This is a genomic window from Micromonospora lacuserhaii (genome assembly GCF_036902735.1).
In the GTDB taxonomy this organism is placed as follows: Bacteria; Actinomycetota; Actinomycetes; order Mycobacteriales; family Micromonosporaceae; genus Micromonospora.
In genome coordinates this window covers 71,704-84,545 of sequence record NZ_JBAKHO010000010.1, presented here as the reverse complement: position 1 = coordinate 84,545, position 12,842 = coordinate 71,704, and the positions used below count along the sequence as shown (strand labels likewise).

12 protein-coding genes are annotated in these 12,842 nt (G+C 72.5%); 8 read left to right on the top strand and 4 right to left on the bottom strand.

Annotated features, from left to right (window positions below; translation table 11 throughout):
- Window positions 1-88: 88 nt before the first annotated feature.
- The 3 genes from V6U81_RS29320 to mshA form a co-directional block, all read right to left on the bottom strand.
- Window positions 89-1,192 (bottom strand): ribosomal eL19 family protein, encoded by a 1,104-nt coding sequence (locus V6U81_RS29320; protein ID WP_477463158.1) that lies wholly within the window; start codon window positions 1,190-1,192, stop codon window positions 89-91.
- A gap of 75 nt (window positions 1,193-1,267) precedes the next feature.
- Complete coding sequence (locus tag V6U81_RS09830) at window positions 1,268-1,783, bottom strand: type III secretion system chaperone family protein (RefSeq protein ID WP_334486986.1); 516 nt, start codon at window positions 1,781-1,783, stop codon at window positions 1,268-1,270.
- Window positions 1,784-1,840: 57 nt separating this feature from the next.
- Window positions 1,841-3,205, bottom strand: coding sequence for a D-inositol-3-phosphate glycosyltransferase (mshA, locus tag V6U81_RS09825; protein WP_334486983.1), 1,365 nt, complete (start codon window positions 3,203-3,205; stop codon window positions 1,841-1,843).
- A gap of 181 nt (window positions 3,206-3,386) precedes the next feature.
- Between mshA and V6U81_RS09820 the strand changes: the two genes are divergently transcribed.
- Window positions 3,387-4,154 carry an SDR family oxidoreductase gene (locus V6U81_RS09820; protein WP_334486980.1) on the top strand — a complete coding sequence of 256 codons (768 nt, stop codon included), beginning with the start codon at window positions 3,387-3,389 and terminating at the stop codon, window positions 4,152-4,154.
- 40 nt (window positions 4,155-4,194) lie between these two features.
- Complete coding sequence (locus V6U81_RS09815) at window positions 4,195-4,977, top strand: class I SAM-dependent methyltransferase (protein ID WP_334487163.1); 783 nt, start codon at window positions 4,195-4,197, stop codon at window positions 4,975-4,977.
- Between the two features lie 7 nt (window positions 4,978-4,984).
- Here V6U81_RS09815 and V6U81_RS09810 read toward each other — a convergent pair whose 3' ends face one another.
- Entirely contained in the window at window positions 4,985-6,076 is a 1,092-nt protein-coding gene (locus V6U81_RS09810; RefSeq protein WP_334486977.1) for a UDP-N-acetylmuramate dehydrogenase, read from the bottom strand.
- A 71-nt stretch (window positions 6,077-6,147) separates the two neighbouring features.
- On the opposite strand from V6U81_RS09810, the gene V6U81_RS09805 reads away from it, so the two are divergent.
- The 6 genes from V6U81_RS09805 (at window position 6,148) to V6U81_RS09780 (ending at window position 12,786) form a co-directional block, all read left to right on the top strand.
- Window positions 6,148-6,906: a maleylpyruvate isomerase family mycothiol-dependent enzyme gene (locus tag V6U81_RS09805; protein WP_334486975.1), complete on the top strand. Its 759-nt coding sequence runs from the start codon at window positions 6,148-6,150 to the stop codon at window positions 6,904-6,906.
- A gap of 276 nt (window positions 6,907-7,182) precedes the next feature.
- Complete coding sequence (locus V6U81_RS09800; protein ID WP_334486973.1) at window positions 7,183-8,490, top strand: ABC transporter substrate-binding protein; 1,308 nt, start codon at window positions 7,183-7,185, stop codon at window positions 8,488-8,490.
- A gap of 70 nt (window positions 8,491-8,560) precedes the next feature.
- Complete coding sequence (locus V6U81_RS09795) at window positions 8,561-9,547, top strand: carbohydrate ABC transporter permease (RefSeq protein ID WP_334486971.1); 987 nt, start codon at window positions 8,561-8,563, stop codon at window positions 9,545-9,547.
- Entirely contained in the window at window positions 9,547-10,380 is an 834-nt protein-coding gene (locus V6U81_RS09790; RefSeq protein ID WP_334486968.1) for a carbohydrate ABC transporter permease, read from the top strand. The genes V6U81_RS09795 and V6U81_RS09790 overlap by 1 nt, the downstream gene beginning before the upstream one ends.
- Complete coding sequence (locus V6U81_RS09785; RefSeq protein WP_334486966.1) at window positions 10,377-11,759, top strand: GH1 family beta-glucosidase; 1,383 nt, start codon at window positions 10,377-10,379, stop codon at window positions 11,757-11,759. Before V6U81_RS09790 ends, V6U81_RS09785 begins: the two co-directional genes overlap by 4 nt.
- Before the next feature lie 19 nt (window positions 11,760-11,778).
- On the top strand, window positions 11,779-12,786 hold the full coding sequence (locus V6U81_RS09780; protein ID WP_334486964.1) for a LacI family DNA-binding transcriptional regulator: 1,008 nt from the start codon (window positions 11,779-11,781) through the stop codon (window positions 12,784-12,786).
- The last annotated feature ends 56 nt before the right edge of the window (window positions 12,787-12,842 follow it).

The window sequence follows — 12,842 nt, the reverse complement described above, 5'->3', positions numbered from 1 at the left end:
AACGCGGCTGTCCGGAAAGTCCAGCGTCCCTGCTCCGGGCCTCGGTGGTGCCAACACGCGGCTACCCGGCACGCATTCCCGTAAACCCTCAGGCGTCCTCCCGATCAGGCGACTCCGTACGGAAGAAGTTGCTCTGCCGGCCGTCGCGCAGCTGCTCCTGGTAGATCAGGTTCACCCCGCGTGAGTCGAATGTCCGGAACCAGTCGTCCCAGCTGACCGCCCGGATCCGGCTGCTCTCCCGGTAACCGGGGAGGTCGAACGTCAGCACGCCCGGCCGGCCCTCGCGCTCGGTACCGGCGATGGTGGCCGGCTTCGCGCCGCGGGCCGCGGCCCAGTTCTGGATCACCTCGTGGTTGGTGGTGACCAGGCTGCGCCCGGGGCGCTCGGGTCGGTCCGCGGGCGAGGTGATCAGCTGCGACGACCGTACCGAACGGGCGGTCGTGCGGCCGGTCCGCGCGCCGGTGGCGGCGGGTGCGGCCGTGATCCGGGACGTCGGGCCGGTCCCGGCCCGGGGCGCCTTCGCCGGCGCGATCTTCGCCCGGCTCGGCGCCGCCTTGGCCCGGGCCGGTGCCTTCGCCGGGGACGGCGCGGCCTTCGCCCGGGACGGTGCCGCCTTCGCGCGGGTCGGCGCGGCCTTCGCCCGGGACGGCGCGGCCTTCGCGCGGGACGGTGCCGCCTTCGCCCGGGACGGCGCCGCCTTCGCCCGGGACGGCGCCGCCTTGGCGCGGGAGGGCGCGGCCTTGGACGGGGCCGCCTTCGCGCGAGACGGGGCCGCCTTCGCGCGAGACGGGGCCGCCTTCGCGCGAGACGGGGCCGCCTTCGCCCGGGACGGCGCGGCCTTGCGCGCCGGCGCTGGGGCGGCCTTCGCCCGCGCGGTGGCAGCCTTGCGGGCACCGGCCTTGGCGGCCGTGGTCTTCTTCGTGGCGGCGGCTCGCCCGGCCGGCCCGGTGCTGCGCCGCGCCGCACCGCCGCGACCCTCCCCGCGCATCGTCCGCGCCAGCGTCTTCACCAGCTCCGGCTTGCGAAGCGCGGAGATTCCGGAGATACCCCGCCGGCGCAGCTGCCCACGGATGTCGTCCACCTTCATCCGGGAGATCTCCGACTCGGAGATGCCCGGGGTGTTCGGGGTCTGGTTGCCCTGCTTGGTCCTGGTCGCAGTTGCGCCGCGACCTGAGCTGCTCCGCTGAGCCATGACACGCTCCTCGACAGTCCGTCTCGGCCTGCGGCGGGTCCCAAACTGCCGCACCGCAGCGGTGCGGCATACCCGTCAGGAGCGGTCCGAACCTCCGGCGGACGGTTCGAAGAGGTGAGCGAAGGCGGCGAGGTTGGCGGTGGACTCGCCGCGCTTGACCCGCCACTCCCATTCCCGCCGGATCGAACTGCCGAAGCCGATCTCCAGCATGGTGTCGAAGGATTCGTCGGAGTAGGTGAGCACCGCGCCGAGCAGCCGGTCCAGCTCGTCGGCGTCGACGCCCGCCAGGTTGACCCGGCCGGTCAGGTAGACGTCGCCGACGGCGTCGATGGAGAACGCGACGCCGTACATCCGGGCGTTGCGCTGGAGCAGCCAGGCCCAGAGTTCCTCGCGCCGCTCGTCGGGCTGGCGCATCACGAACGCCTCGACCCGCAGCGCGTGCTCGCCGACGATCAGGTTGCAGGTCGTCTTGAGCTTGTGCGTGCCGGGCAGGGTGACCGCGTAGGAGCCGTCACCGGTCGACTCCCAGTCCAGCTCCCGCTCGGTGCAGACGGACTCGATCAGGGCGGCCAGGTCGCTCTTCGCGCTCATCGCACCCACTCTACGGGCGTACGTCGACGGCCACTGGACGACGAAAGGTGGCCCGGGTCACCAGGAGCAGGACATCGCCGGGTCACCGGCGAGCTGGGTCGCCAACCGGCTCCGGTGCTCGGCGATCGCCTCCCCGTAGACCGCGAGCAGCCCCGAGACGGTGCGCTCCCAGGAGAAGTGGCGGGCGTGTCGGGCCGCACCCCGGGACAGCTCGTCGCGACGCCGCCGGGCCGGCAGCAGGGCACCGAGGGTACGGGCCCAGTCGACCGGGTCGTGGCCGTCCACGAGCACCCCGCTGACCTGGTCGCGGACCGCGGTGACCAGGCCGCCGACGGCCGCCGCCACCACCGGCGTACCGCAGGCCTGGGCCTCCAGGGCGACCAGCCCGAACGACTCGTTGTACGACGGCACCGCGACCAGGTCGGCGGCCTGGTACAGGGCGGGCAGATCGTCGCCGGTGCGCGGCGGCAGGAAGTGCACCCGGTCGGCGACGCCGAGCGAGGCGGCCAGCTCGATCAGCGCGGTGGGCCGGTCCAGCCCGCTGCCGCTGGGGCCGCCGCAGATCACCACGGTCAGCTCCGCGGCGAGGGCGGGGTCGCGCTCGCGCAGCGCGGCGATCGCCCGGATCAGCACGTCCGGGGCCTTCAGCGGCTGGATGCGGCCGACGAAGGCCACCACGTACCCCCGGGTGGGCAGCCCCAGCCGGCGGCGGGCGGCGAGCGCCGCCGCCGCCCGGTCCCCGGCGGCGGGGCGGAACCGGTCCAGGTCGACGCCCGGCTCGACCACGGCGACCCGGGCCGGATCGGCGTCGTAGCGGCCGATCAGGTCGTGCGCCTCCACCCGGGTGTTGGCCACCAGCCGGTCGGCCTCGGCGACCACCTGCTCCTCGCCGATCACCCGGGCCTTGGGCTCCGGCCGGTCCCCGGCGGCGAGCTGCGCGTTCTTCACCTTGGCCAGGGTGTGCGCGGTGTGCACCAGCGGCACCCCCCAGCGCTCCTTGGCCAGCCAGCCCACCTGCCCGGAGAGCCAGTAGTGCGAGTGGATCAGGTCGTAGTGGCCCGGCGGGCGGGCCGCCTCGGCGCGCAGCACGCCGGCGGTGAAGGCGCAGAGCTGACCGGGGAGCTCCTCCTTGGTCAACCCTTCGAGCGGGCCGGAGGTGATGTGCCGGACGTGCACGCCGGGCGCCATCTCCACCACCGGGGGCAGGTCACCGGAGGTGGCCCGGGTGAAGATCTCCACCTCGACGTCGGCCTCGGCCAGCCGCCGGGCGACCTCCAGGATGTAGACGTTCATGCCGCCCGCGTCCCCGGTGCCCGGCTGGTGCAGCGGCGAGGTGTGCACGGAAAGGGTCGCGATCCGCCGGGGCCGGGGCCACGGTCGCGCTCCACGCTGCCGCCCGACGCCGGTGTGCAATTCCGCCACGTCCGCTCCCTCTGTCACGGTTGTTGCCGTCCGCACTACCGGCGCTTCTCGGTCAACCTCCACGCCGGATGTCATCTTCCCCATCGGGGTTCGGAAATGCGTTCCTGCGGGGCTTCGGCGTGACGGACCTCATCGACCGCCCCTCGGCGCGGTTCGCCGGGGCGGGGGTCACAATTGCCCGATGACCTCTGTCGCAATCGTCACCGGGGCGTCCAGCGGGATCGGCGCGGCGACCGCCCGCCGGCTGGCCGCCGAGGGTTTCCACGTGCTGGCCGCCGCCCGCCGGGCCGACCGGCTGGCCGGCCTGGTCGCCGAGATCGAGGCGGCCGGTGGGGCCGCCACCGCGGTGACCTGCGACGTCACCTCCGACGAGTCGGTGGCCGGGCTGGCGTCCGCGGCGGCGCAGGCGCCCGGGCCGGTCACCCTGCTGGTCAACAACGCCGGCGGCGCGCGCGGGCTGGACCCGGTCGAGGCCGGGTCGGTGGCCGACTGGCAGTGGATGTACGACGTGAACGTCCTGGGCACCCTCCGGGTCACCAAGGCGCTGCTGCCGGCGCTGGAGGCCTCGGGCGCCGGCACCATCGTGATCGTCTCCTCCACCGCCGGTTTCACCGTCTATGAGGGCGGCGGGGGCTACACCGCTGCGAAGCACGCGCAGACCGCGATGGCCGGGACGCTCCGGCTGGAACTCTGCGGTCGGCCGATCCGGGTGATCGAGATCGACCCCGGCATGGTGCGGACCGACGAGTTCGGCCTGGTCCGGTTCGACGGCGACGCGGACAAGGCCGCCGCCACCTACGCCGGGGTGCCCGAGCCGCTGGTCGCCGAGGACGTCGCCGACTGCGTCGCCTGGTGCGCGACCCGCCCGCAGCACGTCAACGTGGACCGGCTGGTGGTCCGCCCGCTGGCGCAGGCCGCCCAGCACAAGGTGCACCGGGTCGGGCAGTGACCTCGGCCCGCGCGCCCGGCAGTGCCGGGCGGGGGCCGGGCTGGTGAAGCCGTTGGGGGCGGTCACCCGGGGGACGACCAACCCGAACCGGCTGCGGCGGGTCGACAACTGGATCGTCGAGACCTGCGGCGACCGGCTCCGCGCGGCGGCCGATCCGCTGGTGGTCGACCTCGGGTACGGCGCGACCCCGGTCACCGCCGTGGAGCTGCGCGCCCGGTTGGCCGCCGGGGTCCGCGCGGACGTGCGGGTGGTCGGGCTGGAGATCGATCCGGTACGCGTCGCCGCCGCCCAGCCCGCCGCCGACCCGCCGGGGCTGACCTTCGCCCGGGGCGGCTTCGAGCTGGCCGGGCTGCGTCCCGCCCTGGTCCGGGCGTTCAACGTGCTGCGCCAGTACGACGAGGCCGAGGTGGCCGACGCCTGGCGGGCGATCACCGGCCGGCTCGCCCCCGGCGGGGTGCTGGTCGAGGGGACCTGCGACGAGCTGGGCCGGCTGGGTGGCTGGCTGCTGGTCGACGCCGAGGGGCCGCGCACGCTCACCCTGGCCGCCCGGCTGACCACCCTGACGAGCCCGGCCCAGCTGGCCGAGCGCCTGCCCAAGGCGCTGATCCACCGCAACGTCCCCGGCGAGCGGGTGCACGACCTGATCCGCGCTCTCGACGACGCCTGGCAGGCCGCCGCCGGCTACGCCCCGTTCGGCCCCCGACACCGGTGGGTGGAGACCGTCCGCACCGTCCGCGCCGCCGGCTGGCCCATCGAGCACCGCCCCCGCCACTGGCGCCAGGGCCACCTGACCATCCCCTGGCCCGCCGTCGCCCCGCGCTGACCCTGGGTCAGATGACGCAGTTGACCAGGACGGGTTCGGGGTGGAGGGTGACGCCGAAGCGGTCGTGGACGCCGTCGCGGATCTCGCGGGCGAGGGCGACCAGGGCGGCGGTGCTCGCCGTACCGGAGCGGTTGGTCAGGGCGAGGGTGTGCTTGGACGAGATGGCCACGCCCTCGGGGCCCGGGTGGCCCTTGGCGAAGCCGGCCTTGTCGATCAGCCAGGCCGCGCTGACCTTCACCACGTCGCCGGCGCCCGGCCAGTTCGGCGGCTCGCCGAGGTCGCCGGCGCGCTCGCGCAGCAGCTCGTACGCCGACCGTTCCAGCACCGGGTTGGTGAAGAACGAGCCCACCGACCAGGTGTCCGGGTCCTCGGCGTCGAGCACCATGCCCTTGCCGGCTCGGAGCTTCAGCACGGTCGCCCGGGCGTCGGCCAGCGGCACCCGGTCCCCCACCTCGACGCCGAGCGCCCGGGCGAGTTCGGCGTAGCGGACCGGCCCGGAGAGCGGCGAGCGTTCCAGCCGGAAGTCGACCGAGAGCACCACCCAGCGGTCGCTGTACTTGAAGATGCTGGACCGGTACGCGAAGCCGCAGTCGGCGGCGTCGATCCGGCCGACGCTGCCGTGAGTGCGGTCGTAGACCTGGACGCCGGTGATGATCTCGGCGACCTCCTGGCCGTACGCCCCGACGTTCTGGATCGGGGTGGCGCCGGCCGAGCCGGGGATCCCGGAGAGGCACTCCAGGCCGGACCAGCCGTTGGCGACGGTGGCGGCGACCAGGTCGTCCCAGGGCTCGCCGGCTTCGACCCGTACCGTGACGGTGGTGGCGTCCTCGGCGACCACCCGCAGCCCCCGGGACCGGACCAGCACGACCGTGCCGGGGAAGCCCTCGTCGCCCACGACCACGTTGCTGCCGCCCGCCAGGACGAGGACCGGCTCGTCGCGCCGCTGCGCCTCCCGCACCTTCTGTACCATTTCGTCCGCACTGGTGGCGGTCTCGAGCCGGGCGGCGGCGCCGCCGAGCCGGAGTGTGGTGTACCGCGAGAGGGCGGCGGAACCGGCCGGTCCGGCGTCGGTTGTCGGTTTGGCGTAGACGTCTGACACGCCTTTCACCCTAGGCTGAGGGGTAGCCGCGGCACCCACTGGTGGCCCGGTCACCCCCGGGAGGATTTGCGATGAGCAGACTGCACGGCACGAAGGACTTCTGGATCGGGGCGCTGCGGGCCGACGGGCCGGCATTCGCCGCCGCGGTCGCCGACGCTCCGCCGGAGACACCGGTCCTCTCGTGTCCGGGCTGGACCGTCGCCGACCTGACCCTGCACCTTGCCGGCATCTACCACTGGGTGCACTCGTTCGTCAGCTCCGGTGACACCACCCAGCCCGCCCGCCGTGACGCCGCCGACCTCCCCGCCGGGGTGAGTCCGCTCCAGCTCTGGCAGCACGGGTACGACCAGCTGATGACCTGCTTCGACGCCCTGGACCCGGAGGCGCCGGCGTGGAACTGGGCGCCGCAGCCGAAGAAGGCGGGGTTCTGGCCGCGCCGGATGGCGCACGAGACGGCGGTGCACCGCTGGGACGCCCAGCTCGCCATCGCCGCCGGTGAGCCGATCGAGGCCAAGCTGGCCGCGGACGGGGTGAGCGAGGTGCTCGACACCTGGCTGCCGGCCGGCCGGCGGCGCACCCCGGGCCAGTGGCACGGGGTGGTGCAGCTGACCGCCGCGGACGCCGCCCAGGACTGGTACCTGCGGCTGCGGGGCGAGGGGGTGGCGCTGCTGGACACCGCCACCGTCTTCGGCCACGACGACCACCATGCCCGGGCGCAGGTCACCGGCACGGCCAGCGACCTGCTGCTGGCGCTCTGGGGCCGGGTGAGTTTCGACAGTCTCGGCGTGGCCGGCGACCGCTCGCTGCTGGCGGGGCTGCGCACCGGCTGATCCCGCCCGCGACCGAGGAAGAGCGGCTGTCCCTGACGGGACGGCCGCTCTTCTGCGTGTCCGCACTTCGACTAGGCGGAACGCGCGGTCCCCGATTCCGAGAGAGCGCTCTCTTGACAGAAATTCAGCGACCCACCACCCTGTCGTGAGAGCGCTCTCAGTTCCAGCGGACCGGATCACGGTCGATGGCTCGGGGAGCCGCTTCTTCCCACGCAGATCCATCCCACGCAGACCCACCCGCCCCACCACCGACGACCTGAGAGGGGTCCGAGACAGATGGGTGTTATTCCCCGCCGCCGCCTGGCGGCGATGGCCCTCGTGGCCACCACCATGCTGCTCACCACTGCCGCCTGCGGCGGCGACGACGAGGCCGCCGACGGCGGGCCGATCACGCTGACCGTCGACGTGTTCGGCCAGTTCGGCTACGAGAAGCTCTACCAGGAGTACATGGCCGCCCACCCCGGCGTGAAGATCGTCGAGCGGGGCACCGGCGGCAACCTCGACGAGTACTCCCCGAAGCTCACCCAGTGGCTCGCCGCCGGGAAGGGCGCCGGCGACGTGGTCGCCATCGAGGAGGGGCTGCTGGTCGAGTACAAGGCCAACCCGCAGAACTTCGTCAACCTGCTCGACCACGGCGCCGCCGACCTCAAGGGCAACTTCCTGGAGTGGAAGTGGAACGGCGGCATGACCGCCGACGGCAAGCAGCTCATCGGCCTCGGCACCGACGTCGGCGGCATGGCGATCTGCTACCGCAAGGACCTCTTCGCCAAGGCCGGCCTGCCCACCGACCGGGAGGCCGTCTCCAAGCTCTGGCCGACCTGGCAGGACTACGTGAAGGTCGGTGAGCAGTTCAAGGCGAAGAACACCGGGGCGTCGTTCCTGGACGCCGCCACCAACACCTTCAACACCATCCTGCTCCAGACCGCCGGCAACACCTCCGGCTACAGCTACTACGACACCAGCAACAACCTGGTGGTCGACAGCAACCCGGCGGTGAAGCAGGCGTACGACACCACCGTCGACATCATCGACTCCGGCCTCTCCGGCAAGTACGGGGCCTGGTCCGAGGAGTGGGTCTCGGCCTTCAAGCAGGCCAAGTTCGCCACCATCGCCTGCCCGGCCTGGATGACCGGCGTCATCGAGGGCAACGCCGGCCCGGCCGCCAAGGGCAAGTGGGACATCGCCCAGGTGCCCGGCAACGGCGGCAACTGGGGCGGGTCGTACCTGGCGGTGCCGAAGCAGAGCAAGCACCAGGCCGAGGCGATCGAGCTGACCAAGTTCCTGACCAGCGCGAAGGGACAGATCGGGGCCTTCCAGGAGAAGGGCCCGCTGCCCTCCTCCCCGCAGGCGCTGGACGACCCGGCGATCGTCGGCTCCACCAACGCGTACTTCTCCGGCGCCCCCGTCGGCAAGATCTTCGCCACCGGCGCGAAGAACCTGAAGCCGGTCTACATGGGCCCGAAGAACCAGGCCGTCCGCACCGAGGTGGAGAACGCCGTCCGCACGGTCGAGCTGGGGCAGCGCAGCCCCGAACAGGGCTGGACCGACGCGGTGAACAACGCCAAGAAGGCCGCCGCCAAGTAGTCCGAGCCAGACGTGCGGGCGGGCCCCGGGGACGGGGTTCCGCCCGCACGGCGGAAAAGGAGTTCACGGCATGGCCGTCCAGCTCGACGCCCGGCCGCCGGTCGCACCGGCACCGCGCCACGCCCGCCCGTCCCGGGCCAACCGGCTCGCCCGGTTCGACACGAAGTACTCGCCCTACCTCTACATCGCACCGTTCTTTTTGCTCTTCGCGGTCTTCGGGCTGTACCCGCTGGCGTACACGTTCTGGGTCTCGCTGCACGAGTGGGACCTGCTCGGCACCAGCCCCACGTTCATCGGCGCGCAGAACTACACCCAGCTGATGACCGACCCCGACTTCTGGCACGCGGTCGTCAACACGCTCGGCATCTTCGTCATCTCCACCGTCCCCCAGCTGCTCGCCGCCCTCTGGCTGGCCAACCTGCTCAACCGGCAGTTGCGGGCGCGGACCACCTGGCGGATGGCGGTGCTGGTCCCGAACGTCACCTCGACCGCCGCCGTGGCGATCGTGTTCGCGGTGCTCTTCGGCCGCGAGTTCGGGATGATCAACTGGCTGCTCGACCACGTCGGGATCGACGCCATCGACTGGAAGTCGAACCGCTTCGCCGCCTGGGTGGCCATCTCCACCATGGTCGACTGGCGGTGGACCGGCTACAACGCGCTGATCTTCCTGGCCGCCATGCAGGCCATCCCGCGGGACCTGTACGAGTCGGCCTCGATCGACGGTGCGGGTCGATCGAGGCAGTTCTGGTCGATCACCGTGCCGCTGCTCAAGCCGACGATCATCTTCGCGGTCATCATCTCCACCATCGGCGGGCTCCAACTCTTCACCGAGCCCCGGCTCTTCAACTCCGGCACCAACGCGATCCGCGGCGGACCGCTGCGTGAGTCACAGACGGTGACCATGTACATGTTCGAGAACGCCTTCGCGCCGAACTACAACTTCGGCTACGGCTCCGCCGTCGCCTGGCTGCTCTTCGCGCTCATCGCGGTGGTCGCGGCGATCAACGTGCTGGTCCTCCGCCGGCTCGGCGGCGGCACCCGGAAGGAAGAGGACTGATGACCCGGATCTGGTCCGCCGGACGGCTCACCTACCTGGCCCTGACCCTCACCGCCTTCCTGTCGATCTTCCCGATCTACTGGATGTTCGTGGTGGCCAGCCGGTCCAGCGACGCGATGGGGCAGGTGCCCCCGCCGGTCACCCCCGGCGGGAACCTCGGCGCCAACATCGCCCGGCTCTTCGCCAACACCGACGCGTACTTCCTCACCGGTCTGATCAACTCGGCGATCGTGGCGGTCACCGTCACCGTGTCGGTGGTCTTCTTCTCCACCCTGGCCGGGTTCGCCTTCGCCAAGCTGCGGTTCCGGGGGCGCAACGCGCTGCTCATGGTGATCATCGCGACGATGATGGTGCCGACCCAGCTCGGGGTCATCCCGCTCTACATGCTGATGAGCAAGCTGAACTGGAACGACCGGCTGCCGGCGGTGATCGTCCCCGCGCTGGTGACCGGATTCGGGGTGTTCATGATGCGCCAGTACGCCGGCCAGGCGGTCAGCACCGAGCTGATCGAGGCGGCCCGGATGGACGGCTGCAACACCGCCCGGATCTACTGGAACGTGGTGCTGCCCGCGCTGCGCCCGGCCGCCGCGGTGCTCGGCCTGCTCACCTTCATGACCACCTGGAACGACTTCCTCTGGCCGTACGCTGTGCTCAACGACCCGGAGAACCCCACCGTGCAGCTCTCCCTGCGGGCGCTGTCGGACGGCTACTACCAGGACATGTCCCAGGTGTTCACCGGGACGGCCATCGCCACTCTTCCCCTGTTGCTGGTCTTCGTCGTATTCGGCCGCCAGATCATCGGCGGCATCATGGAAGGTGCGGTCAAGGCGTGAGCGAACTGCGATTCCCCGAGAACTTCGTCTGGGGCGCGGCCACCGCCGCGTACCAGATCGAGGGCGCGGTCCGCGACGACGGTCGCGGCCCGTCGATCTGGGACACCTTCAGCCGTACGCCCGGAAAGGTCTTCCAGGGGCACACCGGCGACGTGGCCTGCGACCACTATTTCCGGTACGCCGACGACGTGGCCCTGATGGCCGAGCTGGGACTGCAGGCGTACCGGTTCTCGGTGGCCTGGCCGCGGATCCAGCCGGACGGCACCGGCCCGGTCAACCCGCGCGGCCTGGACTTCTACGACCGGCTCACCGACGCGCTGCTCGACCGGGGCATCGACCCGATCGTCACGCTCTACCACTGGGACCTGCCGCAGACCCTGGAGGACCGGGGCGGCTGGACCAACCGGGAGACCGCCGAGCACTTCGCCGACTACGCGGTCGCGGTGCACGCCCGGCTCGGCGACCGGATCCGCACCTGGACCACGCTCAACGAGCCGTGGTGCTCGGCCTACCTCGGCTACGGCAACGGGGTGCACGCCCCCGGCCGGCAGGACGCAGGGGCGGCGTTCAGCGCCGTACACCACCTGCTGCTGGGGCACGGCCTGGCGGCCCGGGCGCTACGCGCGGCCGGCGCGGAGATCGTCGGGATCACCCTCAACCCGGCGGACGTGCAGCCGGCCGACCCGGCCAGCGCGGCGGACGCCGCGGCGGTACGCCTGGTCGACGGCCTGCACAACCGGATCTTCCTGGACCCGCTCACCGGCGCCGGCTACCCGGACGACGTGCTGGAACACGTCGCCCGGCTGGTCGAGCCAACGTTCGTCCGGGACGGCGACGAGAAGATCATCGCGGCGCCGCTGGACCTGCTCGGGGTCAACTTCTACTCCCCCACCTACGTCGCGGGCCGCCCGGACGGGGCGGGCGGCGGCGGGGCGTACCCGGGCACCGAGGGCGCCGTGGAGTTCCTCCCGCCGACCGGCCCGCTGACCGACATGGGTTGGATGATCGAAGCGGCCGGACTGACCCGGCTGCTGGAGCGGATCGGCCGGGACTACCCGGGGCTGCCGCTGCTGATCACCGAGAACGGGGCGGCATTCCCGGACAAGGCGGGCACGGAGGAGGCGGACGGGCCCGGCCAGGTGCTGGACACCGACCGGATCGCCTACCTGGACGGCCACCTGCGCGCCGCGCACGAAGCCATCGCCCGGGGGGTCGACCTGCGCGGTTATCTCGTATGGTCGTTGCTGGACAACTTCGAGTGGGCCGAGGGCTACCGGAAGCGGTTCGGGATCGTCCACGTCGACTACCTGAACCAGCGGCGCACACCGAAGTCCAGTGCCCGGTGGTACCAGGAGGTGATCTCCCGGAACGGGCTGTGACGAGATGGTGGTTACGGGGATGACGACGGCACAGCGACCAACCCTGGAGGCGGTCGCCCGGCGGGCCGGTGTGTCCCGGGCGACCGTCTCGCGGGTGGTGAACGGCTCCACCACCGTTGCCGAGCCGATCCAGGAGGCGGTCCGCCGGGCGGTCCAGGAGCTGGGGTACATCCCCAACCTGGCCGCCCGGAGCCTGGTCACCCAGCGGACCGACTCGATCGCCCTGGTGATGCCGGAGGCGGCCACCCGGGTCTTCTCCGACGACCAGGTCTTCCCGGGCATCATCCGGGGCGCGGCCCAGGAGCTGGAGGCGGCGGACAAGCAGCTCGTGCTGATGCTGGCCGGCTCGCCGGCCGGGCACGACCGGGTCGAGCGGTACACCACCGGCCGGCACGTGGACGGGGTGCTCTTCGCCTCGCTGCACGGCGAGGACCCGCTTCCCGGCCGGCTGGCCCGGCTCGGCATCCCGGTGGTGTGCAGCGGTCGACCACTCGACGGCGCCGACGTGCCGTACGTCGACGTGGACCACGTCGGCGGGGTCACCGAGGCGGTGCGGCACCTGATCCGGAACGGTCGCCGACGGATCGCCACCATCGCCGGCCCACAGGACATGGTCGCCGGCATCGAGCGGTACGTCGGCTACCGGGACACGGTCGCCGCGGCGGGACTGCCGGAGATGGTCGCGTACGGGGACTTCACCCGGGAGTCCGGGGCGACCGCGATGCGGCAGCTCCTCGCCGCCCACCCGGACCTGGACGCGGTCTTCGCGGCCTCCGACCTGATGGCGCACGCCGCCCTGCGCACCCTGCGCGAGGCGGGCCGCCGGGTGCCGGACGACGTGGCGGTGATCGGCTTCGACGACATCGAGACGGCGGCCTACACCGAGCCGCCGCTGACCACCGTCCGGCAGCCGATAGTCGAACTCGGCCGGCAGATGACCCGGCTGCTGCTGGCGCTGGCGGCCGGCGAGCCGGTCGACCGCGCCGTGGTGCTGCCGACGGAACTGGTGGTCCGGCAGTCCGCCTGACCGGCTTGCCCCGCCCTCCCGCGCAGCGCCCGGTGCTGCCGTGACCGGCCGAATCG